Origin of the sequence: Vibrio sp. PBL-C16, assembly GCF_034321865.1 — a bacterium.
GTDB classification, from domain to species: Bacteria; Pseudomonadota; Gammaproteobacteria; order Enterobacterales; family Vibrionaceae; genus Vibrio; species Vibrio alginolyticus.
Genome location: NZ_JAXLNY010000002.1, coordinates 2,131,419 through 2,157,059, shown reverse-complemented (window position 1 = coordinate 2,157,059; position 25,641 = coordinate 2,131,419). Strand labels below are relative to the sequence as shown.

Genomic DNA, 25,641 nt, shown 5'->3' with positions numbered 1-25,641 from the left:
GTATGATAGTCATCATCCGGGCCATTTATTTTAGGGACATAAGAATATGAGCTACCAAGAAAAAAATGCAATGTCGCCAATTATGGACGCGCTAGTACCAATGGTGGTTGAACAAACTTCCCGAGGCGAACGCTCTTACGACATCTACTCACGTCTGCTTAAAGAGCGCGTGATTTTTTTAACGGGTCAAGTGGAAGACCACATGGCAAACCTTGTCGTGGCTCAGCTACTTTTCCTAGAATCTGAAAATCCAGATAAAGATATTTTCCTATACATCAACTCGCCAGGCGGCAGCGTAACAGCTGGTATGTCTATTTACGATACCATGCAGTTCATTAAGCCAAATGTCAGCACTGTGTGTATGGGTCAAGCATGTTCAATGGGTGCCTTCCTGCTTGCAGGTGGTGCGCCAGGTAAGCGTTACGTACTGCCTAACTCACGTGTAATGATCCACCAACCATTGGGTGGTTTCCAGGGTCAAGCTTCTGATATCCAAATCCATGCTCAGGAAATCCTGACGATTAAACAGAAGCTAAACAAGTTGTTAGCAGAACATACAGGCCAACCTCTTGAAGTCATTGAGCGCGATACTGATCGTGATAACTTCATGTCATCAGAGCAGGCTGTGGAATACGGTATCGTGGATGCAGTGTTAAGCCACCGTGGCGAGTAATTAGCCAGCGCATTTTGGCAAAAATTGATATACACTCATTCATGAAGAGTAAAGGCTAAGAGGTTAGCGAATGACAGATAAAAGCAAAGAAAGTGGCAGCGGTAAATTGCTGTACTGTTCTTTCTGCGGCAAAAGTCAGCACGAAGTTCGCAAGCTAATCGCAGGTCCGTCAGTGTACATTTGCGACGAGTGTGTCGACTTATGTAACGATATTATTCGCGAAGAAATCAAGGATGTTCTCCCTAAGAAAGAATCTGAAGCGTTACCAACGCCAAAACAGATCCGTGAACACCTTGATGACTATGTGATCGGGCAAGATTACGCGAAAAAAGTGCTCGCAGTTGCGGTATATAACCACTACAAGCGTTTACGCAATGGTGATACAACGAGCGAAGGTGTGGAGCTTGGTAAGAGTAACATCCTTCTAATTGGTCCTACAGGTAGTGGTAAAACACTACTTGCGGAGACATTAGCTCGATTTTTGGATGTGCCATTTACAATGGCAGACGCGACGACACTAACCGAAGCCGGTTACGTAGGTGAAGACGTTGAAAACATCATCCAAAAGCTTCTGCAAAAATGTGATTACGATGTAGCTAAAGCGGAACGCGGCATCGTTTACATTGATGAAATTGATAAGATTTCACGCAAAGCTGAAAACCCATCTATTACGCGTGACGTATCTGGTGAAGGTGTTCAGCAGGCGCTACTAAAACTTATCGAAGGTACGGTTGCATCGGTTCCACCTCAAGGTGGTCGTAAGCATCCTCAGCAAGAATTCCTACAAGTGGACACATCTAAGATCCTGTTCATCTGTGGTGGTGCTTTTGCTGGCTTAGACAAAGTGATTGAGCAGCGTGTTGCAACAGGTACAGGTATTGGCTTTGGTGCTGAAGTTCGTTCGAAGAATGAATCGAAGACAGTAGGTGAGCTATTTACTCAAGTTGAACCTGAAGACTTAGTGAAGTACGGCCTCATTCCAGAATTCATTGGTCGTCTACCTGTAACAACAACACTGACTGAGCTTGATGAAGAAGCATTGATTCAGATCCTATGTGAACCGAAGAACGCACTGACCAAGCAATATGCAGCATTGTTTGAGCTGGAAAACGCTGAACTTGAATTCCGTGAAGATGCGCTGCGCGCTATCGCGAAAAAAGCAATGGAGCGTAAAACAGGTGCTCGTGGCTTACGCTCGATTCTTGAAGGCGTGCTACTTGAAACCATGTACGAATTACCATCTGCAACAGACGTTAGTAAAGTCGTGATTGATGAGTCCGTCATTAATGGCGAGTCAGAGCCACTGCTTATTTACAGTAACGCAGACAATCAGGCAGCTGGAGCAGAGTAAATTCAGCCATAATGAAAAAGGAGGTAAGTAATTACCTCCTTTTTTTATTTCTCTTATTGAATCCAAACAATTAGCCCCCATATACTGCCTTAAGTAATACGTTAAACGTGAAAGCGGAAGAGAGAATTATATGAACTTGGAACGTTCCGAGCGTATCGAGATCCCGGTACTACCTCTACGTGACGTAGTGGTCTACCCACACATGGTTATTCCATTGTTTGTTGGTCGTGAGAAATCGATTAGCTGTCTAGAAACGGCGATGGAAACCAACAAACAAGTTCTTCTTGTGGCACAAAAGCAAGCGGATACTGACGAGCCTACGGTTGACGACCTATTTGACGTAGGTACGGTAGCCACCATTCTCCAGCTCTTGAAGCTTCCGGATGGCACAGTAAAAGTATTGGTCGAAGGCCAGCAGCGAGCAAAAATTAATCACTTTAAAGAGAGTGACTTCTTCCTAGCGGAAGCTGAATTTGTTGTTACGCCAGAATTGGATGAGCGTGAGCAAGAAGTGATTGTTCGCAGCGCGATTAATCAGTTTGAAGGGTTCATTAAGCTAAACAAGAAGATTCCACCAGAAGTGCTAACGTCCCTTAATGGTATCGACGAAGCCGCGCGCTTAGCGGATACCATCGCGGCTCATATGCCGTTGAAGTTGGTGGATAAGCAGCAAGTGCTTGAAATTGTTGACGTCACTGAGCGTCTGGAATTCCTGATGGGCCAGATGGAATCAGAGATCGACTTGCTGCAAGTTGAAAAACGAATTCGTGGTCGCGTTAAAAAGCAAATGGAAAAATCTCAGCGTGAGTACTATCTGAATGAGCAAATGAAAGCGATTCAGAAAGAACTTGGTGAGATGGAAGACGCACCAGACGAGTTCGAAACGCTACAGAAGAAGATTGACGAATCAAAAATGCCTCAAGAGGCACGTGAAAAGACAGAACAAGAGTTGCAAAAGCTTAAGATGATGTCTCCAATGTCTGCTGAAGCAACAGTGGTTCGTAGCTACATCGATTGGATGGTCAGCGTTCCTTGGGCTAAGCGCTCAAAAGTTAAGAAAAACTTAGCGAAAGCAGAAGAGGTTCTTAATGAAGATCACTACGGTCTAGAACGCGTCAAAGAACGTATCCTTGAATACTTGGCGGTTCAAAACCGTATCAACAAGCTAAAAGGTCCTATCCTTTGTCTTGTTGGTCCTCCTGGTGTCGGTAAAACATCTCTTGGTCGTTCAATTGCTTCAGCTACAGGCCGTAAGTATGTTCGTATGGCGTTGGGTGGTGTGCGTGATGAAGCGGAAATTCGTGGTCACCGTCGTACTTATATCGGCTCATTACCAGGCAAATTGATCCAGAAGATGTCGAAGGTTGGTGTGAAGAACCCGCTGTTCTTATTGGACGAAATCGACAAAATGTCTTCCGATATGCGTGGTGATCCAGCATCGGCTCTGCTAGAAGTACTTGATCCTGAACAGAATAACTCGTTCAACGATCACTACCTAGAAGTGGATTACGATCTCTCTGACGTTATGTTTGTTGCGACATCGAACTCGATGAACATCCCGGGTCCATTGTTAGACCGTATGGAAGTTATTCGTTTATCTGGTTACACCGAAGACGAGAAGCTGAACATTGCAAAACGTCACCTTGTTGATAAACAAGTGAAGCGTAATGGCTTGAAAGCGGATGAGATCGTCATTGAAGATTCTGCGATTATTGGCATCATTCGTTACTACACGCGTGAAGCGGGTGTCCGTAACTTAGAGCGTGAGATTTCTAAGATCTGCCGTAAAGCGGTGAAGAACATCTTGCTGGATAAGGACATCAAGTCAGTAACGGTAACGATGGACAACCTAAAAGAGTACTTAGGTGTTCAACGTTTCGATTACGGTAAAGCGGATGAAAGTAACCGAATTGGTCAAGTAACTGGCCTAGCTTGGACCGAAGTGGGTGGCGATCTATTAACGATTGAAACTCAATCAATGCCAGGTAAAGGTAAGCTGACACAAACGGGTTCTCTTGGTGATGTGATGCAAGAGTCTATCCAAGCAGCAATGACAGTGGTTCGCTCTCGTGCAGAAAAGCTAGGTATCAATACTGACTTCTACGAGAAGAAAGATATTCACGTACACGTCCCGGAAGGCGCGACACCAAAAGATGGCCCAAGTGCGGGTACAGCAATGTGTACAGCATTGGTTTCTTCTCTAACAGGCAACCCTGTGAAAGCAGAAGTAGCGATGACGGGTGAAATCACACTGCGTGGTGAGGTTCTACCTATCGGCGGCCTAAAAGAGAAGTTACTTGCGGCACACCGTGGTGGCATTAAGACAGTGCTAATTCCAAAAGATAACGAGCGTGATTTGGAAGAGATTCCTGATAATGTTATCGCGGATCTGGAAGTTATCCCTGTACAGTGGATTGATGAAGTACTGAAAGTCGCACTAGAGCGAGACCCGACGGGCGTTGAGTTTGAGTCTCAAAAATAGTGATGTGTAGCAAAAATAAGTAAAAGTTTACGCTGATAAGCCCAAAAAGGCTTGTCAGCGTTTTTTTTGGGCGCTAAGTTAGTTTCGATAGCTGCCAGCCCTTGATGAATAAGGGGTGGAGCATATTTTCTTAACAATGGAACGAAAGTCATCACAAAAATAATCACAGATGACACAAAGGGGAAATTACAGTGAATAAAACTCAGTTAGTAGAACAAATCGCAGAAAATGCAGATATTTCTAAAGCGTCAGCGGGTCGTGCTCTAGATGCATTCATCGAAGCAGTAAGCGGAACTCTTCAATCTGGTGATCAAGTCGCTCTAGTTGGCTTTGGTACATTCAGCGTTCGTACTCGTGCTGCACGTACTGGTCGTAACCCAAAAACTGGTGAAGAAATCCAAATCGCAGAAGCAAAAGTACCAGCTTTCAAAGCTGGTAAAGCACTGAAAGACGCTTGTAACTAATCACGGCGTTATTTCTGTAACCGGCCATTTGCTTAACTTTTGCTCAAACAATAAGTTTCGAACAAAAATTTACAAACTTCGAGCCGAACTTTCTTAAATTATGCGCATCATACTGATGCGCATTTCTTTTTCTGATATTATTGCGCCATTATTTCTATTAGATAGAAGCAGTAGGCTTCAATTGTGGAGAGCAGTTAAATTATGATGGATCGACTACGCGAAGGCGTGAATAGCATCGCGGTCAAAATTATCCTTGGACTTATCATCCTGTCTTTCGTATTTGCAGGTGTAGGTAGCTACATCGTTGGTGGTAGCAACAACTCTGCAGCGAAAGTCGGTAACACTGAGATTCCTCGTGGTGAGTTCGAGATGGCATACCAAAATGAGCGTAACCGTATGCAAGCTCAGTTGGGTGACTACTTCTCTCAAATGCTGGCTGACCCTGCATATGTTGAATCTTTCCGCAAATCCGTTTTAGATCGAATGATCAATGACGTGTTGCTTGACCAACAAGCTGAAGCTTTGGGTCTGCGAATCAGCGACACTCAAGTGCGTAGCATGATTCTAGACATGCCTCAGTTCCAATCTAATGGTCAGTTTGATCAAGAGATCTATCAAGCTTCTTTGCGTCGTGCAGGCTTTTCGCCAGACTCTTTTGCTGAGTACATGCGTCGTGAATTGGTTCGTGAGCAACTGCTGAATGCGCTACAAAACAGTGAATTTATTCTGCCGGGTGAAGTACAAGCAGAAGGCAAGCTGTTCACTCAAACTCGTGATATTCGCACGATTCAGATCGACTTAGCGGAGTTTGCGAAAAATATTGAATTGACCGACGAAGAAATTCAAGAGTACTACAAAGCAAACCCAGACAACTTTACACGCCCAGAGCAGGTTAAAGTCTCTTACATCGAACTGTCAGCTGAAGCGCTAAAGGAACAAGTTAATGTTTCTGATGCTGAGGTGAAAAAGTACTACGACGAGCACTTAAACAAATACTCTTCAGAAGAGCAACGACGTGTCGCTCACATTCTTGTAGAAGGGGACGATGAAGCAAAAGCGCAAGCTATCCTAGATGAGCTAAACGCGGGTGCAGATTTTGCGACGCTTGCTCAAGAGAAATCTGACGATTTTGGCAGCGCTGAAAACGGTGGTGACCTAGGTTGGATTGAGCGTGATGTGATGGACCCTGCTTTTGAAGAAGCGGCATTCGCACTGAAGAATCCTGGCGATACGTCGGGTCTAGTAAAGTCGGACTTTGGCTATCACATTATCAAGCTTGAAGAGCTAAAAGATTCTGTGGCGAAGCCATTTGAAGAAGTCGCTGCTGAAATCAAACAAGAGATGGTCGACCAACAAGCGATCGATCAATTCTACGAGTTGCAAAATGAGCTTGAGCGCGTAGCGTTTGAATACCCAGACTCATTGTATGATGCTTCTCAAGCGGTTAACCAAGAAGTGAAAACAACGGACTTTATTTCTCAGGTTGATGCACCTGAAGTGCTTCGTAGCCCTGCGGTAATGCAAGCTATCCTAAGCCCTGAAGTTAAAGAAGATGGCCTAAACTCTGAAGCTATCGAAGTTGCGCCTGAGCATATTATCGTTGTTCGTGTTGAAGATGCGCGTGACGAGACAGTTCTTCCACTAGAAGAAGTGAAAGATCAGGTTGTTGCAGAGCTATCTCGTGTTAAAGGTGAGCAAGAAGCGATGGAACTTGGAACACAAGTCGTTGCGGCATTGAAAGAAGGTAAGACGAACGTGCTTGCTGAAAACAATCTTGCCTTTGGTGAACAAGAGACAGTAGATCGTCGTTCTCCGTTGGCAACAACGGTATTCGCGATGGCAAAACCAGTCGATGGTAAACCAGTATACGGTCAGTCTAAAGATCTTGAAGGTAACATCATTATCATCGAGCTTGATGCTGTAAACGCAGAGCTAGATAGTGAGTTAGAAGATCAAGTTGCGATGCAAATGCAGCGTGCATCTTCTCAGCAAGATTTATCATCTGTACTAGCCGTACTGCGTGCAAATACTGACATTGAGTACTTTGTTGTGAGCAACTAAGCACAATTAGTGTAATTTGTATGTTGAATAAAACGGACCGCATAAGCGGTCCGTTTTATTTTTGTCTTTATGAACTTCAATCATCAATAGGCATTACTTAAATTAGTGCGCGTTTAAGTGATAGCGGCCGTTGTGAATTCCGGGTCATCTCAGTTTGTTAAATGCATAACCATATTGCTTTCCATTGCAAACTTGATAGTGACTCGCTCTCGACGACTGTTTTTAGCCTACTATTTTGGAGATTGTATGTTCAATATGAAATGGATTTTGACATTGTGCTTATTTGTTTTTGCACCTTTTAGCATGGCTGCGGATTCAGCCACTGACAAATATGAAGGAATTGAAATTACTGTAAATATCAACACGGCCACTGCTGAAGAAATTGCGACCATGTTGAAAGGTATAGGTGAGAAGAAAGCGCAGAGTATAGTGGACTACCGCGAGGAACATGGCCCTTTTAAAACGGCAGCAGATTTGAAGAGCGTAAAAGGCATAGGTGAAGCGACAGTTAAGAAAAACGAAGACCGCATTTTACTGTAGCTTGATGTATCGTAGATATTGAGTCTGAATTCAGAACAATATCTGTTTCCCTATTACTGCTTTCCCGAACCAGCCCCTCTTTCGTGGTTCGGGATTTTTTATCCGAATAAACGACGGCGAAGGCCTTTTTCCATTAAAGCCATTACTAACCCACCGAGTGCGCCAAACATATGAGCATCAATAGCAACGTTTGCACCGATAAGCTCAGCAGTACTGCTGGATGGGCCATAGACCTGCTCCCATGCTACTTTGGCGATTAGCCCTCCGACTAACAACACACTGCTTCTTCTGCTTTCAAAGACTTCTCTGAGCGCCCAAAATCCAAACAATCCGTGTAATACGCCGGATAAACCCACGTACACCGACATGTTGGTAAACAAATTCAGCGCACCAACACATGCACATAAGATTGAAAAAACGATAAGGAAGTTACGAGTGCTTGGGCGAAAAATAAAAGTAATGATCCACAATCCTGCGAGGTTCATTCCTAAGTGCGCAAAGTTGGTATGTGTGAGATTTCCTGTTACGATTCGCCACCATTCACCATGGCGTATATTGTAGCTGTGCCACTCGGTTAGGCTTGCCATTGGTTCAAATTGAAGTATCAAACAGATCACGCTGATAATACTCAGCAAGGTATAAAGGTTCACTCTATGTCTCGTTATTGTTCTCGTTGTGGAAAATCGCAAAAAGCGTGTATTTGCCAATGGATTGTACCGCTGGCAAGCGAGGTAGAACTTATCATTCTTCAGCACACGAGTGAAGAACATCGTCCGCTTGGTACGGCACGGATTCTCAATTTGAGTTTAGATAACTGTATTTGTTTGATAGGAGAGGACTTTTCTTGTGATGATGTCTTAAATCACTTATTAGCGGATGAGTCATATCAACATTTTGTTCTTTACCCATCAGAAGAGTCACGATGCATTTCTGAAATCACTCAAGCGAGTCATAGTGTATCTAAGAAAATACGTTTGATTTTGCTCGATGGTACGTGGAAAAAAGCGTACAAAATGTGGCAACTCTCAAGCAACTTACATTCATTCCCAACCGTGCAGTTGCCTAAGCAACTACAAGGGCACTACACCATTCGTAAGGCGCCCTCTGAGAATAGCTTATCGACAGTCGAGGCTGGTTATCATTCGCTTCGCTTGCTTGAACCCGAGCGAGACTTTACACCGCTGATGCGTGCCTTTGAAAAGATGATCGAATTCCAAATCGCCCAGATGCCTCCGGGCGTTTTTGAAAAGAATTACTTGAAAGGTTGAGTGTTACTAAAGAACGATGGAAGAGAAAAGTTGGCGGTGTAGCTTTTGCGCGTGACCATCGGTCATTGCAGAAATATAATCGGCGATGACCCTCATTTTATTGCTCTCGCTCTTCGCCTGACACCACAGATCTTTTGTATGAACGGGTAGTAATCGCTCTGGGTCTGCTGTTAACGCTTCAAAAATATCCATAATAATTTGCTGACCCTTATACTCAACGATCTGGACCTGCGGGACTTGGATAACGAAGGTGCTGACAAAGTGCTTGAGTATGTCAAGTGCACGTGCCATCTGTGGTTCTAAACACGCATTCCAAGACAGTAACGGGTTATTAAACGGCTCATCCACCATTTTGATTGAAATGCTGGTCAGTAGCGCGTTAACCATACCACCGATGGCATCTTTCCGCTCATGGTGCTTACCGCTAAATAGCATCTGTCCGATGGAATCGATATGAGCTTCAAACCACGGGTCGCCACAGTCCGCTAATTGACTTGCTGCGCCTTCTTGCCATTGCTGACGTGTCACCATACCAAGTACGATTGCATCTTCTAAATCATGAACACCGTAGGCGATATCATCTGCCAGCTCCATGATTGAGCAATCGAGTGATTTAAAACGCGTTTTACTGTGCTCAAACTCCGATTCTGGCGTTGAACGCATCAGACTAAGCAATGCCTTGTCGTTGTCAGAAAGCGGTGCAATTACCCAATCAAATAAGTCTTTATCACAATCATAAATGCCTTTAGCTGGGCTCCAGTCTTTTGCTTTTAGTTTACGTTGATGCTCGGCTGGCTGAGGCAACTTGACGGAGCGTGTTTGACTAATGAGGGCAGGGTACTTAATCAAACCAAGCAGTGTGCGGCGTGATAAATTCATTCCGAAATGCTCGGTATAAGGCTCTAACTTAGTGACTATACGAAAGGTTTGGGCGTTCCCCTCGAAGCCGCCATGTTCGCGCATTACGTAGTTTAGAGCGACTTCTCCCCCATGACCGTATGGGGGGTGCCCGATGTCGTGCGCCAAACATAATGAATCAATTAAGCTGTCTGATGGTAATAGATCACGGAACTCTGGCTGTTTTTTCTTTAACTGGGCGACGATACCGGTCCCGAGTTGCGACGCTTCTAAGGAGTGTGTTAACCGACTGCGGTGAAAGTCTTCCAAGCTATTGCCGTGTACTTGGGTTTTTGCTTGTAGGCGTCGAAATGCAGCCGAGTGAAGAATGCGCGCTCGGTCTCGTTGGTACGGGCTCCGATGGTCGTCTCGACGGATTTTATGCTCATCATCATGGCGCTCTTGCCATTGCGGGTGTAATTCAAACGACACGATTATCTCCGTAAGCTAACTGATTTCATCTAACGATAATTCGAAACTTGGGGCAAAGGTATTGAGAAAGTAATCCATTTCAGGTGTTCTGCGTTCTTGCAAAGTGACGTCTAAGCGTTTTTTTGCCAGAGCGAACTCATGGTTGCCGGCGCTTAGTTCTTCGAGACATTTTAAATAGGCACAGATGGAATCGGCTTGCTTAACGATTTTTGCGTCCTCTTCATGTGCAGAGTGAGAAAGAAGATAGGGGGAAAAATCATCTTGGAACTCTTCCGGTAACATTGAGAGTAATTTTTGTTCCGCTGCCGATTCTATCTTCTTATATTCTTTGGCAATTTCAGGGTTGTAATACTTCACTGGAGTTGGAAGATCACCCGTTAATACTTCACTGGAATCATGGTACATGGCAAGAATCGCTATGCGCTCTGGATTAAGGTTGCCGCCGAACTTTTTGTTTTTAATTAGGGCAAGGGCATGAGCGACAAAAGCAACTTGTAAGCTATGCTCTGAAACGTTTTCTGGTGAGACGGACCGCATTAAAGGCCAGCGTTGGATCAGCTTCATTCGAGCCAGGTGGGCGAAAAAATGGCTTTCTTTCATGGCTTTCTCCGTTTCTGGTGTAAAAAAGGAACTCACTAGGAGTTCCTCTAAGCATATGAGAGATCAGCACTAATTACTACCAGTGATTCATTACTGGCTGTAGGTTGATAGGAATCTTTCAAAACGTCCAATGGCGATTTCTAGATCTTCAACGTGCGGTAGTGTCACGATGCGGAAGTGGTCTGGTTTTGGCCAGTTAAAACCAGAACCTTGCACCAGTAAGACCTTCTCTTGTTTTAAGAAATCTAAAACCATCTGCTGATCGTTCTTGATGTTGTACATTTTAGTGTCGATTTTCGGGAAGAGGTACATCGCACCCTTAGGTTTGACACAAGAAACACCAGGAATCTGATTGATCAGTTCATACGCTCGGTTGCGCTGCTCTAATAAGCGTCCGCCAGGTAAAATCAGTTCATTAATACTCTGGTATCCACCTAACGCGGTTTGAATCGCATGCTGCATTGGTACGTTTGCGCATAAACGCATCGATGAAAGCAGCTCCAAGCCATTCACGTACCCTTGAGCCAGATGTTTAGGCCCCGTTAAGAACATCCAGCCACCACGGAAACCACAAACACGGTAGGCTTTTGAAAGGCCATTGAATGTCATGACTAGCACGTCTTCAGTGAGTGTGGCGACTGAGGTATGTGTTGCACCGTCGTACAACACTTTGTCGTAGATCTCATCTGCGAAAATGATCAGTTTGTGCTGGCGTGCTATCTCAATCACTTCAAGTAGGAAGTCACGGCTGTATACCGCACCTGTCGGGTTGTTCGGGTTGATCAGAACAATGCCACGTGTCTTTGGTGTGATTTTCTTTTTGATGTCTTCAAGGTCTGGGTACCAGTCAGCCTCTTCATCACATAGATAATGAACCGGCTTACCACCAGATAGTGCAACTGAAGCTGTCCATAACGGATAGTCTGGTGCTGGGATCAGCATTTCGTCGCCATTGTTTAATAGCGCTTGCATGGCCATTACGATCAACTCAGACACGCCGTTACCTACATACACATCTTCGACATCTAGCGAGCGTATACCTTTACGCTGATAGTGTTGGACCACAGCTTTACGAGCAGAGTAAATACCTTTGGAATCACAATAGCCTTGAGAAGTCGGCAGATTACGAATCACGTCGACTAAAATCTCATCAGGGGCGTCAAAACCAAATGGGGCAGGGTTACCAATGTTTAGCTTTAGGATTTTATGCCCTTCTTCCTCCATGCGCTTAGCATGTTTGAGTACAGGACCCCTAATGTCGTAGCAGACATTGTCGAGTTTTGACGACATCCCGATATTTTGCATTGTTTAATTCCTAAAAATTCGTTAATTTCTTTATTAAAATACAATAATTTGTTTTTTATTAGAATATATATCTGTAAATAATCTGTCTGCTGGTTAAGTTTTGCTCGCTTGCTATCACAGGATTTTGCAAAAGATCGCATACGACCTTGATTTGCTTTGGGTCTAAACTTAGAGTAGCCGTCAGTTACCATTTATCCTCACATACAACGAGGTTGATTTGTCACAGTTCCATCAAGCCGTAAAGAGAATTATCGAGCGAGTTCAGCAATCGGAAGGCAATCAAACACGTCTGGTCGAGCCCCTTAGCGAGAAACCTAATTTCTCATTTATTGATTGGCTTGATGCACAACCACTTTTCCCTAAGTTTTATTGGCAGTCCCGCGATACACGTGAAGAGGTCGTTGCACTAGGGCAATTGCACGCTTTTGTTGAGCCAGGTCCTGCTTATACCATTCTAGGTGAAGGGCAAAGAGTCTGGGGCGGGCGCTCTTTTGATGGACAGCATGAGAAGAATCGTCGCTGTATGCCTTCTTTTTTCTTTTTGCCTCAAATTGAGTTAATTCGTTTTGACCAACAGTGGTCTCTCGCAGTTAATATTTCAGAAGACAAAGCGCGAACTCTAGCTGGGTTGAATAAACTGGTTTGTGAGGTCGCGACCTTAGCTCCAATTTCGTCTCACATCCGCTCTATTGTTCATACGCCAAGTCAGCCTCAATGGAATGAGTTAGTTCATAAGGTTCTGACTGGTATAGAGAATGATGATTTTAAGAAAGTGGTTTTAGCGCGTCGCTCTACCGTGCAGCTTGATAACACATTAAGTGCTGCACAGCTACTTAAAGCAAGTTACTTAAATAACCATCATAGCTTCCATTTCATGCTGAGCTTAGACAGTAAGCACAGTTTTATGGGGTCTACGCCAGAACGTTTGTATTCTCGCGTAGGGCATGAGCTACATACCGAAGCGTTAGCAGGTACGATTGGTCGGGGAGACAATGCCACTCAAGATATGGAGTTGGCGAATTGGTTATCCCAAGACCAAAAGAACCTCAACGAAAACCAGTATGTGGTGGACGACATCATTGACCGTCTATCACCGCATTCTGAAATGGTTGAAGTGGAAGCTGAACCGAGTTTGGTCAGACTACGAAAAGTGCAGCACCTTAAGCGAAATATTCACGCTAGTCTAAGAGCGGGGATAAATGGTGTTCAGTTGTTATCGGCGCTTCAGCCAACAGCGGCGGTTGCTGGCTTACCCCGACAAGAGTCCATGCAGTTTATTCTTGATAATGAGCCGTTTGCACGCGGCTGGTATGCAGGCTCTATGGGTTACATCAGCCATGAGCGTGCAGAGTTTTGTGTCGCAATCAGAAGTGCGCTTGTGCTCGGTGAGCAAGTACAACTGTTTGCGGGCGCAGGGATTGTTCCAGGCTCCATTGCAGAACATGAGTGGGCAGAACTTGATAAGAAAATGTCGACGTTACTTACGCTGATTTCTGATCATCCGCCATTGGGAGTCGCATCATGAGTCATGACCAAGCGGTGCTCAATCGAGTTTGGTCAGAAACCATATTGATTGAGCTTCAGCGATTTGGCGTTAAGCATGTTTGTATCGCTCCCGGATCTCGTTCTACGCCTTTAACTTTAGAAGCGGCAGAACAGTCCGACTTTTCCATTCATACTCATTTTGATGAGCGTGGATTGGGCTTTATGGCTCTTGGTTTAGCGAAAGCTACTCAGGAACCCGTGGCAATTATCGTTACCTCTGGTACGGCAGTGGCGAACTTATTACCGTCGGTTGCCGAAGCCAAACTTACTGGTGAAAAACTGGTGCTGCTGACAGCAGATCGTCCAGTAGAACTTGTCGGCTGTGGTGCAAACCAAGCGATAAATCAATTGGGTATTTTTTCACATCATGTTTCGGCCAGTTTGAATTTACCAAGCCCAAATTTAGCAACGTCGCTTAACTGGTTGCTGACCTCTGTTGACGAAGTGATGTTTACTCAGCAATTGCAGGGTAGTGCCGTTCATATTAATTGTGCATTTCCAGAGCCTTTGTATTCCAACGGCGCAAAAGCGGATTATCAAACCTACTTAGATTCGGTCGCCGGATGGCGAAAAGGAAGCGGCACTTATACTCAGCGTTTTAGCCATTTGTCACAGGCGAACATCCCGCCTTTTTCAGACAAAAAAGGCTTGGTTGTGATTGGCAGCTTACCGCTTGAACAAGCGAAGTCGGCGCAGGCATTTGCACAAAAGATGGGATGGCCAGTACTTGCAGACCCGCAAAGTGGTCTCAGTTCGGATTGGGCGTATTACGATGTATGGCTTCAACTTCCCGAGTTCGCAAACGAGCTTGAATCTTGTGAACTTATTATCCAATTTGGTAGCCGAATCATCTCCAAACGTTTGAACCAATGGATTGATAAACAAGTATCGAAAAATCAACAAAGTAAAGACGTTCAGTATTGGTATGTCTCACCTTGTATGGACCGGAATAACCAAAATCATCTGGCGCAAATGCACTGGGTTGAGCCTCCTAAAACGTGGGTTTCTCGCATTAGTTTTGAGAAGTCAATATTTGCTGGGTGGGCTGATAGGTTAGCGAATGACGTTAAGCGAGTTCATCAACGTATCGAAGAAGCCTTCCTATCTGATTCAGCGTCTGCCATTGACGAAATTGCGTTGGCAGCAGACATCAACGAGCGCACAAAGAACGTAGATGTTTTCTTGGGTAATAGCTTGTTTGTTCGGCTTGTTGATATGTACGGAAAATTGGATGGTGTAGAGGTTTTCACTAATCGAGGCGCATCAGGGATTGACGGTTTGTTTGCTGCGGCATCAGGCGTGCAACGGGCAAGAGGTAATCCGTTACTAATGTATATCGGTGACACAGCAGCACTTTATGATCTCAATTCTCTGGCGCTATTTTCTCACAATAAACTGCCGGCGGTACTTGTTGTTACTAATAATGACGGCGGTGCGATTTTTGATATGTTGCCAGTACCACCAGAGCGCAGGACGACATATTATCAAATGCCTCATGGTTATCAGTTTGAACACGCGGCAAAGCAGTTTGGTTTGGCGTATTTGCATGTTTCTACACTGGAGCAATTCCAATCATCTGTAAAAGAGCATTTATGTCACCGCCAAGGAACGTTGCTGGTCGAGGTTCAAACCCCACCTAATCAAGCTGCTGAGACACTCAAGGCATTTAATAAGAGTCTGAATGCTTTACTTTGAACGTTTCCCTGTATTAGAAAAACACCAAAGTAGAACGTTGCCCACTTTGGTGTTTTTGCATGGTTTGCTTGGTAGCGGTGAAGATTGGCAATCGTGTATCAACGCGTTACCCGAGTATGAACGTGTTACGGTTGACCTCCCTGGTCATGGGCACAGCCAATCTATTTCTTGCAGCGATCTGAATGATTGCTGCAAACTTCTTGGTTCCACACTATCTTTATTATTTCCCTCACAACAACCACTTATTTTGATTGGTTACTCTATGGGCGGCCGCATTGCGATGCATGGTATTGCCCATCAATGCTTTCCAGATCTCAATATTGCGGGCGCGATTGTTGAAGGGGGAAACTTCGGGCTTCAAACTGAGTCAGAGAAACAGGTGAGATTAGAGAATGATGCTCGCTGGGCAATGCGTTTCAAAACTGAACCACTTGAACGTGTTTTGAACGATTGGTACCAACAAGCGGTGTTTTCTTCACTAAACCATGAGCAAAGACAAACATTCATTGCGAAGCGAAGTGATAATCTTGGCTCAGCGGTGGCGAATATGTTGATGGCGACATCGTTAGCCAAACAGGCATATTTGTTGCCCTCACTGCAAAAGCAGAACATACCAGTGTATTACTTGTGTGGTGAGAAAGACCAAAAATTTAGCCAACTGGCACAACATAGCGGGTTGGCGTATCGACAAGTTGAAGGCGCTGGTCATAACGTCCATCAAGAGCAGCCCAAACAGTTTGCGATACATACCAAGCAAATAATTCAGTCTCACTTTGGTGAGAGTAACGAGAACAATGGGAATCACCATGGCTAAAACAGTAGGCATTTCTGAAGAAGAACTTTACGCTCCGGTTCAATGGAAAGATTGCGGCGAGAAATACGAGGACATTCATTACCATAAGTCTGAAGATGGTATCGCGAAAATCACCATTGCGCGTCCTCAAGTGCGTAACGCGTTTCGTCCTCAAACGGTAAAAGAGATGATTGATGCGTTGGCAGATGCGCGTTACGACTCTGGTGTTGGCGTGATCATTCTGACAGGTCTAGGTGAAGACGCATTCTGTTCTGGCGGCGACCAGAAGATCCGTGGCGACTATGGCGGCTATAAAGATGACCAAGGTACGCATCACCTAAACGTATTGGACTTCCAACGCGATATTCGTACTTGTCCAAAACCAGTGATCGCATCGGTAGCGGGTTGGGCTGTTGGCGGTGGTCACGTTCTGCACATGATGTGTGACCTAACGATTGCAGCTGACAACGCTCAATTTGGTCAAACAGGCCCTAAAGTGGGTTCATTTGATGGCGGTTGGGGTGCATCTTACATGGCTCGCATCGTAGGCCAAAAGAAAGCTCGCGAAATTTGGTTCCTATGTCGTTTCTACAATGCTCAAGAAGCGGTAGACATGGGCCTAGTAAACACAGTTGTACCACTAGCGGATCTAGAGAAAGAAACCGTTCGTTGGTGTCGTGAAGTACTACAGCACAGCCCAATGGCATTGCGCTGCCTGAAAGCTGCATTAAACGCAGATTGTGATGGTCAAGCGGGTCTGCAAGAGCTAGCGGGTAACGCAACGATGATGTTCTACATGACTGATGAAGGACAAGAAGGTCGTAACGCCTTTAACGAGAAGCGTCGCCCAGACTTCGATAAATTCCCTCGCAACCCATAATCCGTCTAAATGAGGAGCGTGTTAGCTCCTCTGTTCCTTTTTTCCTGAGCGCCTCGCCCTCTGGGAGGCTGGTGGGATTGCTCGTCAGAACACTCAAATATACGGCATTACATAGGACTTGAATTATGCGTGAAGCGAAAATTTATCGTTATAGCTTGCCCATGGATAGTGGTGTCATCCTACGTGACAACAAGCTAACCGAACGTGTTGGTTATGTTGTTGCGCTTTCCGAAGATGGTAAAACAGGGTTTGGAGAAGTCGCTCCTCTTCCTGGTTTTAGCTTAGAGAGCACCGAAGATGCGGGTGTTCAGCTACAAGAACAGGCGGAGCGTTGGGTAGCAGAGTTGGATGTGGATTATGCCAATATGTACCCGTCGGTTGCGTTTGGTTTATCGATGGCACAGCTTGAATTAGCTGGTGGCTTACCACAACAAGGTAAATACCAAACAGCGCCACTATGCACTGGCGACCCAGATGAGCTCATTCCAAAGCTGAACGAAATGGAAGGTGAGAAAGTCGCTAAGGTGAAAGTTGGACTTTATGAGCCAATTCGCGATGGCATGCTTGTGAACCTTTTTCTTGAATCAATCCCTCAATTAACGCTTCGACTCGATGCCAATCGCACTTGGACACCAGAAAAAGCGCAGCAGTTCGCTAAGTACATTGCTCCGTCTCTGCGTCAACGAATCACGTTTCTAGAAGAGCCGTGCCGCTCTCCTGGCGATAGTCTCTCTTTTGCGATTAATACTGGTATTGCTATCGCTTGGGATGAAACATTGCAAGATGCGGTTCGTCGTGAAGATTTCCGTCTTGAAGATCTAACTGGTGTGAAAACGATCATCATCAAACCCACACTCATTGGTTCAGTGGATTTTTGTATTACACTGATAGTGAAAGCGAAGTCACTGGGGATGAAAGCAGTGATTAGCTCGAGCATTGAATCCAGTCTCGGTTTAACTCAATTAGCGCGCTTTGCCCAATGGCAGCTGCCTGATGAAGTTCCAGGTTTGGATACGATTGGCTTATTCAAGGCTCAGCTAGAGCAGGGCTGGCCTAAGTGTGAACTTCCCGTTCTTCCTCTAAAAGACCAGGAGATTGTGTGGCATTCTGCGTAGACAATATTGCGAAGGCACCATGGAAATACTGGGCTCAAACGAGCCCTTTTTCTATTGCACTCAAGACATCAACAGAAGTATTAAACTGGCAACAACTCTCGAAGCGTATTGACCAATACACTCACTATTTGAATGACTTGGGTGTAACTCGGGGGGATGTGCTGACTTTGGTTGGCAAGAACCAAGTAGAAACACTGTTGTTTTATCTTGCCTCCAAACAGTTGGGTGCGCTCGCTGCGCTGACCATGGAACAACCACTAGATAAGTTGCAGGGTAAGCTTGCTACACTTTACAGGCCTGATCAAACTCGGTTTATCTGGTTTTCTCAGGAGTGCGCTTCGACCTTTTCTGAACATGATATACAAAAACTCAAGGCAACATTGCTTTCACCTCCTGTAGTATCACAGCAAGAGAGTGATTCGTTGACTGAAGATAGCTATCATCATGACCGGCTAGCTTCAGTAGTATTTACTTCTGGCTCTACAGGGGAGCCTAAAGCTGTGGTTCATACACATCGACAGCATCTTGCGTCTGCAGAGGGCTTGTTGCAGGAGTTCATTTTCACTCAGCAAGATGCTTGGCTGTTATCGCTTCCGCTGTATCACGTCTCTGGATTAGCGATTGTCTATCGTTGGCTATATGTCGGAGCAACACTAAAAGTCGGTTCAGGGAAACTTGTTGATGATGTTCAGGGCGTATCACACGCTTCTTTGGTTGCGACTCAGCTCAAACGGTTATTGGATGATGATGCACATTTGTCATTGACACATGTGCTACTGGGCGGCAGCCACGTTGATCACGAATTGGCACTACGAGCAACAAGGCAAGGCATTGAGACATGGTTAGGTTATGGGATGACGGAGGCGGCCTCTACCGTTACCGCAAAGAGAATTGACAGCACCAGTAATGCTGGACATGTATTGAAGCACCGTAAGATAAAATTAGTTGACCAACGCATTTTTATTGGCGGTAAGACATTAGCGGCAGGGTATTTCCATCAAGGACATGTTACCCCATTTCTGGATGAGAAAGGCTGGTTTGACAGCAAGGATCTTGGCGAGTGGCAAGGTGATGAATTAAAGATAATCGGCCGTGCCGACAATCAGTTTATCTCTGGTGGTGAGAATATCCATTGTGAAGAGATTGAAGCCGCTTTGAACCAAATTGATGGTGTAGTGCAGAGTATAGTGGTTCCAGTCGAAGACGCGGAGTTTGGTCATAGACCAGTAGCTGTGATTCAGACCAATGGATTGCGCAGCAAGTCGGAGTATGACCAGCACTTGCAATCAAAGTTAGAGAAGTTTAAATGGCCAGTGGAATACCATGTAATGCCACAAACTCTACTAAAAGGTGGGATCAAAATTTCACGTAAGGCCGTGAAAGAGTGGCTGCTGTCATCACTTCAGCATTAGTCAATTTTGCTATGTATTAGTCATAAAGAGAATTTCGTATCCTTATAACTCTGAATCATAATTATGCTTCTTCGTGGAGAGAAAATGCATAAGGTTCAGGATGGCAAAGCTAGTTTTAATTGCGGCAGTAGCACTACAAATTGGTATCGCGATAAGTAGTGAAGGGCTAGCCCGCTCTCTTGCAGAGCTAACGGCATTTTTGATCGCTATTGCGTTGGTCGTTATATACAAAAATAGCAAACGGGAAATACCGTCCCCTCAACGCGATAAGCAGACCACCAATATCTAAAACAGTAACCAACTTAGAGAAGTGGTCGAAATTAACACCCACAGAGTCACGCCAAACAACAGCGGCTTAGCTCCAGCTGACTTTAGTTTTGAAATTGAAATGCTGCAACCTATCAAGAACAGACATACAACCAACGCTTGCTTTGCTCCAATGAAAATGCCGTGATAGACCATTTCAAATTGAGGAAAGAAGTCGCTAAACGCGATAGCTGCACAGTACCAAAAAATGAAATAAGGGATAGCTAGTTTTTTCTTTCCATTCTCTTTTTGGCCTCTTGAAAAGATGACGGCACTGATAAAAGCAACAGGAATGATCCATAAAGCGCGCGCGAGTTTCAATGTTGTTGCCGTCGTTAGTGCTTCTTCCCCATAGGCCGAGGCAGCCCCGACAACAGAAGATGTGTCATGAATGGCAATCGCAGCCCATGTGCCAAACGTGTGTTGATCTAGCCCTAAAGCATGTCCAATCACAGGAAACACAAAGAGTGCAATGGAGTTCAGGACAAACACTGTTGCCAGTGCTAATCCAATCTGCTCGTCTTTCGCTTTAATCGCCGGTGCCACAGCAGCAATTGCGCTACCACCACAAATTGCAGTACCTGATGAGATTAAGTAAGCGGTTACTCGCTCCAATTTAATTACCCTGGCAATGAGAGTGCCCATGATCAGTGTGCCTGTAATAGTGGCGATGATCAGGCCGATACCATCCGATGTGACTGCAAGTGCTTGCTCGAAGTTGATGCCAAAGCCTAAGCCAATAATCGAGTAAGACAGCAGCTTTTTAGTAAAAGAAGCGATGGGCAGCTCGGAAGGCACAAAACCAAAACTTGCGAGTAGAAAACCGATAACTAGAGCAATGGGAGAGGAGGCAAGAGGGGTTAGACAAAAAAGTAACGCCAATCCAAACAGGAGGTAGTTTCTATTCAAGGTTTTTATTCGCTGTTGTGAATGAAAGGGAGAGTATATCGCACTGGGTGTGGTCAGTTTGTCTTAATGATTTGAACACATGTTCAGTTATCCTAAACATGTGTTCAAGTGTATTTATCGCCAGTCGCCTCTAAGTTGATGCACTTTATCGAACATTGTTTTTGCCGTTGCCTCGTTTGGTGGCACCGGTTGTCCTGCCTCTATTTCTAGCTTTGACCAAAATCGAGTCGGTAAGCCACAGCATGCGCGACCTTTTGCGCGGCTGAAATAGCTTCCCCATAAGCCTTTAAGTGCAACAGGTATGACAGGTACTGGACTACGACGTAGGATTATATCAATACCGCGCATGAATTCATTCATTTCACCATCTGAAGTTAATCTTCCTTCAGGGAAAATACAGACGATATGACCTTCGCTTAGCGCAGCTTCCACATCGTTAAATGCACGTCTGATAGAGCTTCTGTTACTCGCTGAAATTGGAATTACCCCAGTTCGACGTAAAAAGCGCCTTAATGGAGGTAGGTTGGCGTAATCTTCCTCCATCACAAAACGAATCAACCTTGGGCATACGGCACTAAGTAGCAATGCATCCATGTAGCTTACATGATTACATACAATCAATGCCCCACCATGCTCGGGTAGGTTGTGTAGATTCTTATGCTTAACTCGATAGATGGTGTGCGTAAGCATCCACATGACAAAGCGAACTACAAAAATAGGAATTTGCAAAAAGATGTAAGCGGCGACTAAGAAATTTAAAATGGCTAACAATGCAAACAGCTGAGGAATTGTCATCTTGATTACACTTAGGCACACAATACCTAAGACAGCGCTGCCGACCATAAACAGAGAGTTAAAAATGTTGAGCCCTGCGATGACTTGAGCACGTTCGGTTTCCTTTGCTCGATGCTGCATTAATGCGTAAAGAGGCACGATAAACAAACCGCCCGAAGCGCCAATCATCAATAGGTAGAAAAATAATGGCCAAAAAGGCTCATATCTAAAGAAGTCTACAAAGTTATGGAAAGTAGGTAGATCATTGGGAATGGAAGTGGCCATTAGGTACCCAAATACCGTAATGCCAAAGGCACCAATTGGCACAATACCGACTTCGATACGATGGTTTGAGATCCAATTGCAAAGTAGCGACCCTAGCGCGATACCAATGGAAAATAGAGCGAGCAAGAAAGACACCGCACTCTCGGTGCCATTTAGGTAAATCTTAGTGAAATTCGGAAATTGTGTTAGATATGCGGCGCCTAAAAACCAAAACCAGCTTATTGCCATTATGCATTGAAAAACAACTCGATCGGATTTGGCGATAGAGAGCGTGTGTTTGGTTTGCTTGTATGGTTGCCAACGAAAAGAGAGATTGGGCGCGCTGGCTGCAGCAAAGGGGATTGAGCGGCTCGACAAGTAGCCTAACAATGCGAAGATCACGACACAAAATGCGGCGAGGTATTTTGCGTTGTCTGCAGAGGCTATAATCCCAGCGCCTAAGGTGCCAATAAGGATGGCGATAAAGGTACCAGCTTCAACAAGAGCGTTGCCGGGCACTAATTCTTTAGCATTTAACTTTTGAGGCAAAAGGGCATATTTAACTGGGCCAAAAAATGCTGACTGTGTGCCCATTAAAAACAGTAGCAATAAAAGCACACCATAACTTTCGGTTATGAATCCGATGGCACCTAACAGCATGATGGCTATTTCAAATAGTTTGACCTTACGAATAAACCATGACTTTTCATATTTGTCGGCTAATACGCCAGCGGAAGCAGAGAACAGAAAGAACGGTAGAATGAACAAGCCTGCCGCAAGGTTGATGAACAAATTGCTCGAAATAGGCAGTGCACTGGAGCCAGCGAATGCGACAAACAACAGCAAAACGTTTTTAAAAATATTGTCGTTGAAAGCGCCAAAAAACTGAGTAATGAAATAGGGCAGGAACTTTCTCTGCGTAAGTAAGGACGGCTGTCTGTCGGATGACATGGATAATCCTTTGTTACCAGTTCGTGAGGTAGTTAGAAAGAAGATTACTGATCAATTCTTTGCCATCAATCGGTTCACTAGAGAAAAACTTATCATCAACACTGAGTAAAGTAATGCCATGTACGCCAGACCAAAGGACTCGACTCGCTTGAATCACTTCGGATTCAGTACGATGTGGTGCGATTTGAGCCAATAGTGACTCTAGCATTCCCGTCATACCATCGATACGTTTGGCATGCCATTCCGGAAGTTCTGCTCCATTCATGTTGTGTTCGAACACTAACTGCCAACGGTATGGGTGTTTTTGAGCAAAATCGTGGTAGCAATAAGCGAGTTCAAAAAGCGCTTGATGGGAGTCTTTGCTGTCATTAGTCGCTTTGCGTGCTTCTTGAGATAACTCATCTAAAGTTTGAGCGACAACATGAAGCAACAACAAATTATAATTACCAAAAACATTTACCAATGTGCTTGGCACGTAACCAATCATGTTAGCGATTTTACGAAGACTGAGTTCGTGGTAAGAATTCTCATCTAAAAAGTTTTTGACCGTTGTTAAGGTCAAATTCACTAACTCTTCTCGGGTGTGATCGTTTCTGCGCGCCATACTCTCAAACTACTTTATTGAACATCGTTCAATATGATAGTCAGCTACCTATTAACCGTCAACAAGGCAATGTGTCCAAGTGCCCTCAAGGTGTAGGATTCTGAGTTGTGTCACTGATTCTAATTCAAGTAAAACAATCTGGAGTATTAGTGAACTTATTCCATACTTTTTTTACATTGATCAAGCGCCTTCAGCTGAATTGCAAGCAGTGTGAGCAGTCTGCATTTTTGGCAATATTCTGATACATGTCAGCTTCTATAAGCTATTTTCATCAATCGGTATACAGAGTATGATGACTTAAAAATCATCTTTGGCGTGCTACTGTTTGAAACAACGATTGTTTCGTCTTGAAAATGGGGCACTATCTTAGATAGCTAACTTTAAGGATAACGATGAAACGTTTATTTTCTATTGTTGCTTTATTGATGTTTACTGTTGCTGTAACGCCTATCGCGGAAGCGAAGAAGTTTGGTGGCAGTAAGTCTTTCGGTAAGAGCTACAAAACTGCACCAGCACCGAAACAACAGCAACAAAACACCAATACGGTCGGCAAAGATCAGACGACAAAGTCTTCAAGTAAGAAAGGCCTTATGGGTGGTCTGCTAGGCGGACTTCTTGCTGGTGGTCTACTTGCTGCATTCTTTGGCGGTGCTTTTGAAGGTATCCAGTTTATGGATATCCTAATTATTGGTTTGATTGCCTTTGTCATCTTTAAACTAATGCGCGGTATGCTAGGTGCGAAGCAGGGCAGTATGAACCAGCATCGTCAACAGCCTGCATTTGGTGGCAACGCATCTAAGTTTGAGCAACCAAACATGCAAAACTTTGAGCAACAACCAAACACAAATAATGGTGGCTTTGGTGGTTTTGGCGCTCAAACAGACGTACCACATAACTACCCACCGGGTTTTGACCAAGCAGCGTTCATTAATGGTTCTCGTGAACACTATCGAATCCTGCAAGGTGCGTGGAATCACAACCAGCTAGAAACTATTGAAGAATATGTTTCTCCAAGCTTGTTTGAAGACCTAAAAGCAGAGCGCGCGAAGCTCGACGGTGAGCAGCATACTGATGTAATGTACGTTGATGCAGAGATCGTCCGTGCTGATTACGATGCAAATAAAGCACAGCTTAGTCTACAGTTTAGCGGTCGTTACCGTGACACAGTAGAAGGTGTTGAAGAAGAAATCGAAGATATCTGGCACCTAGAGCGTGACTTGACTGCGCCTAATGCGCCATGGTTAATCGTTGGTATTCAAGGCTAGTCACCTTTAAACCGATTTAGCCACTAGTAAAAATCCCGCACCCCCTGCGGGATTTTTTGTATCTATCATTTATATTTCTTGTACGTGCTTTTACACAAACATCACTAATTGAGTCCGCTTGATAACTTTTGCTCTAATTTTGCGAGCCCCCTTTTTCTAGTAAGTCCTCAAGTGTTTTCCTAGTTATATTGAACATTCATATTAAGGCCATACGAACTAACAAAATCAAAATAGCTAGTACATTGTTTGTAGGGTAAAGATTTGCTCCTCAGCCTTTTGTTTGTGGAGCTTCACATGGGGTTGGTTACTTTAGTGAGATTGAGTATAGGTTATACCAATCGTAGTAAATAACTGGTCATTCTAGCTTGTTAAAATACTCGATAACTGCGTTGCAATTTTTGATTGCAGAATAACTACTTATCGAAAAATTGCGCCTTGTTCTCAAGCATTTTCCCTACGCTATTTCTGATCACTTATTTACTGTGATAGGTATTAAATCGAGCAGAGTTTCGGTGAGGAGTGAAAGGTTCGTGGTAGTAGGACTATGCTATCAAGATCCTGAAACGAAAAAAGCCAGCTCAATGAGCTGGCTTCTTCAATATGGTGGAGGGGGACGGATTCGAACCATCGAAGGCAGTGCCGGCAGATTTACAGTCTGCTCCCTTTGGCCACTCGGGAACCCCTCCAGGGTATTTTTATACTTAAAAGTTAGTTTCCCAACCTAGCTTCCAAGTTGTTCTCACGTTAAAGGAAAAACATAAGAAAGAATATGGTGGAGGGGGACGGATTCGAACCATCGAAGGCAGTGCCGGCAGATTTACAGTCTGCTCCCTTTGGCCACTCGGGAACCCCTCCAGGGTGTTTTATACTTAAAAGTTAGTTTCCCAACCTAGCTTCTAAGTTGTTCTCATGTTTAAAGGAAAAACATAAGAAAGAATATGGTGGAGGGGGACGGATTCGAACCATCGAAGGCAGTGCCGGCAGATTTACAGTCTGCTCCCTTTGGCCACTCGGGAACCCCTCCAGGGTGTTTTATACTTAAAAGTTAGTTTCCC

22 protein-coding genes and 3 tRNA genes are annotated in these 25,641 nt (G+C 44.6%); 15 read left to right on the top strand and 10 right to left on the bottom strand.

Annotated features, from left to right (window positions below; all coding sequences use genetic code 11):
- Positions 1-46: 46 nt before the first annotated feature.
- The 6 genes from clpP (at position 47) to UQW94_RS18045 (ending at position 7,571) form a co-directional block, all read left to right on the top strand.
- Positions 47-673 (top strand): ATP-dependent Clp endopeptidase proteolytic subunit ClpP, encoded by a 627-nt coding sequence (gene clpP, locus UQW94_RS18070; protein ID WP_005382347.1) that lies wholly within the window; start codon positions 47-49, stop codon positions 671-673.
- Between the two features lie 70 nt (positions 674-743).
- On the top strand, positions 744-2,024 hold the full coding sequence (gene clpX, locus UQW94_RS18065) for an ATP-dependent protease ATP-binding subunit ClpX (RefSeq protein WP_005382345.1): 1,281 nt from the start codon (positions 744-746) through the stop codon (positions 2,022-2,024).
- Between the two features lie 130 nt (positions 2,025-2,154).
- Complete coding sequence (lon, locus tag UQW94_RS18060; RefSeq protein ID WP_005382343.1) at positions 2,155-4,506, top strand: endopeptidase La; 2,352 nt, start codon at positions 2,155-2,157, stop codon at positions 4,504-4,506.
- Positions 4,507-4,697: 191 nt separating this feature from the next.
- Positions 4,698-4,970, top strand: a complete 273-nt coding sequence (locus UQW94_RS18055; protein WP_005382341.1) for an HU family DNA-binding protein — start codon at positions 4,698-4,700, stop codon at positions 4,968-4,970.
- 201 nt (positions 4,971-5,171) lie between these two features.
- Positions 5,172-7,031 carry a peptidylprolyl isomerase gene (gene ppiD / locus UQW94_RS18050; protein ID WP_005382334.1) on the top strand — a complete coding sequence of 620 codons (1,860 nt, stop codon included), beginning with the start codon at positions 5,172-5,174 and terminating at the stop codon, positions 7,029-7,031.
- A gap of 255 nt (positions 7,032-7,286) precedes the next feature.
- Positions 7,287-7,571 (top strand): ComEA family DNA-binding protein, encoded by a 285-nt coding sequence (locus UQW94_RS18045; RefSeq protein WP_031777211.1) that lies wholly within the window; start codon positions 7,287-7,289, stop codon positions 7,569-7,571.
- 98 nt (positions 7,572-7,669) lie between these two features.
- Here UQW94_RS18045 and rrtA read toward each other — a convergent pair whose 3' ends face one another.
- Positions 7,670-8,221 carry a rhombosortase gene (gene rrtA / locus UQW94_RS18040; protein WP_165401728.1) on the bottom strand — a complete coding sequence of 184 codons (552 nt, stop codon included), beginning with the start codon at positions 8,219-8,221 and terminating at the stop codon, positions 7,670-7,672.
- A gap of 3 nt (positions 8,222-8,224) precedes the next feature.
- Between rrtA and UQW94_RS18035 the strand changes: the two genes are divergently transcribed.
- A complete protein-coding gene (locus UQW94_RS18035) occupies positions 8,225-8,839 on the top strand; it encodes a tRNA-uridine aminocarboxypropyltransferase (RefSeq protein WP_213871761.1) in 615 nt (204 codons plus the stop codon).
- Positions 8,840-8,845: 6 nt separating this feature from the next.
- Here the strand turns inward: UQW94_RS18035 and UQW94_RS18030 are convergent, their stop codons facing one another.
- The 3 genes from UQW94_RS18030 to UQW94_RS18020 form a co-directional block, all read right to left on the bottom strand.
- Entirely contained in the window at positions 8,846-10,168 is a 1,323-nt protein-coding gene (locus UQW94_RS18030; protein ID WP_322142461.1) for an anti-phage deoxyguanosine triphosphatase, read from the bottom strand.
- Between the two features lie 15 nt (positions 10,169-10,183).
- Positions 10,184-10,768 carry a 5'-deoxynucleotidase gene (yfbR, locus tag UQW94_RS18025; protein WP_262634440.1) on the bottom strand — a complete coding sequence of 195 codons (585 nt, stop codon included), beginning with the start codon at positions 10,766-10,768 and terminating at the stop codon, positions 10,184-10,186.
- Between the two features lie 90 nt (positions 10,769-10,858).
- On the bottom strand, positions 10,859-12,073 hold the full coding sequence (locus UQW94_RS18020) for a pyridoxal phosphate-dependent aminotransferase (protein ID WP_005384283.1): 1,215 nt from the start codon (positions 12,071-12,073) through the stop codon (positions 10,859-10,861).
- A 217-nt stretch (positions 12,074-12,290) separates the two neighbouring features.
- On the opposite strand from UQW94_RS18020, the gene UQW94_RS18015 reads away from it, so the two are divergent.
- The 7 genes from UQW94_RS18015 (at position 12,291) to UQW94_RS17985 (ending at position 19,802) form a co-directional block, all read left to right on the top strand.
- Positions 12,291-13,598: an isochorismate synthase gene (locus UQW94_RS18015; RefSeq protein ID WP_033906881.1), complete on the top strand. Its 1,308-nt coding sequence runs from the start codon at positions 12,291-12,293 to the stop codon at positions 13,596-13,598.
- A complete protein-coding gene (gene menD, locus UQW94_RS18010; protein WP_025766952.1) occupies positions 13,595-15,313 on the top strand; it encodes a 2-succinyl-5-enolpyruvyl-6-hydroxy-3-cyclohexene-1-carboxylic-acid synthase in 1,719 nt (572 codons plus the stop codon). The genes UQW94_RS18015 and menD overlap by 4 nt, the downstream gene beginning before the upstream one ends.
- Positions 15,300-16,127 carry a 2-succinyl-6-hydroxy-2,4-cyclohexadiene-1-carboxylate synthase gene (menH, locus tag UQW94_RS18005; protein WP_213899478.1) on the top strand — a complete coding sequence of 276 codons (828 nt, stop codon included), beginning with the start codon at positions 15,300-15,302 and terminating at the stop codon, positions 16,125-16,127. The genes menD and menH overlap by 14 nt, the downstream gene beginning before the upstream one ends.
- The gene (gene menB, locus UQW94_RS18000) at positions 16,120-16,986 is read left to right on the top strand and encodes a 1,4-dihydroxy-2-naphthoyl-CoA synthase (protein ID WP_005382318.1); all 867 of its coding nucleotides are present in this window, start codon (positions 16,120-16,122) and stop codon (positions 16,984-16,986) included. Before menH ends, menB begins: the two co-directional genes overlap by 8 nt.
- Positions 16,987-17,111: 125 nt before the next feature.
- Positions 17,112-18,101: an o-succinylbenzoate synthase gene (gene menC, locus UQW94_RS17995; RefSeq protein ID WP_225497057.1), complete on the top strand. Its 990-nt coding sequence runs from the start codon at positions 17,112-17,114 to the stop codon at positions 18,099-18,101.
- Positions 18,086-19,513, top strand: a complete 1,428-nt coding sequence (gene menE / locus UQW94_RS17990; RefSeq protein WP_225497059.1) for an o-succinylbenzoate--CoA ligase — start codon at positions 18,086-18,088, stop codon at positions 19,511-19,513. The genes menC and menE overlap by 16 nt, the downstream gene beginning before the upstream one ends.
- A 100-nt stretch (positions 19,514-19,613) precedes the next feature.
- Entirely contained in the window at positions 19,614-19,802 is a 189-nt protein-coding gene (locus tag UQW94_RS17985) for a hypothetical protein (RefSeq protein WP_017634658.1), read from the top strand.
- Here UQW94_RS17985 and UQW94_RS17980 read toward each other — a convergent pair.
- The 3 genes from UQW94_RS17980 to UQW94_RS17970 form a co-directional block, all read right to left on the bottom strand.
- Positions 19,799-20,728, bottom strand: a complete 930-nt coding sequence (locus tag UQW94_RS17980) for a YeiH family protein (protein ID WP_213973147.1) — start codon at positions 20,726-20,728, stop codon at positions 19,799-19,801. The two genes, UQW94_RS17985 and UQW94_RS17980, sit on opposite strands and share 4 nt — an antisense overlap.
- Before the next feature lie 114 nt (positions 20,729-20,842).
- Positions 20,843-22,717, bottom strand: coding sequence for an MFS transporter (locus UQW94_RS17975; protein WP_005384269.1), 1,875 nt, complete (start codon positions 22,715-22,717; stop codon positions 20,843-20,845).
- Positions 22,718-22,730: 13 nt separating this feature from the next.
- The gene (locus UQW94_RS17970) at positions 22,731-23,321 is read right to left on the bottom strand and encodes a TetR/AcrR family transcriptional regulator (protein ID WP_005382308.1); all 591 of its coding nucleotides are present in this window, start codon (positions 23,319-23,321) and stop codon (positions 22,731-22,733) included.
- Positions 23,322-23,713: 392 nt separating this feature from the next.
- Here UQW94_RS17970 and UQW94_RS17965 point away from each other — a divergent pair, with 392 nt between their 5' ends.
- Positions 23,714-24,586, top strand: a complete 873-nt coding sequence (locus UQW94_RS17965) for a Tim44 domain-containing protein (RefSeq protein WP_005384268.1) — start codon at positions 23,714-23,716, stop codon at positions 24,584-24,586.
- Positions 24,587-25,187: 601 nt separating this feature from the next.
- Here the strand turns inward: UQW94_RS17965 and UQW94_RS17960 are convergent.
- From UQW94_RS17960 to UQW94_RS17950, 3 genes are all read right to left on the bottom strand, one after another.
- Positions 25,188-25,272: transfer RNA gene (locus UQW94_RS17960), tRNA-Tyr, on the bottom strand.
- An 84-nt stretch (positions 25,273-25,356) separates the two neighbouring features.
- Positions 25,357-25,441, bottom strand: a tRNA-Tyr gene (locus UQW94_RS17955).
- A gap of 84 nt (positions 25,442-25,525) precedes the next feature.
- Positions 25,526-25,610 (bottom strand) — tRNA-Tyr (locus UQW94_RS17950).
- Positions 25,611-25,641: the final 31 nt, after the last annotated feature.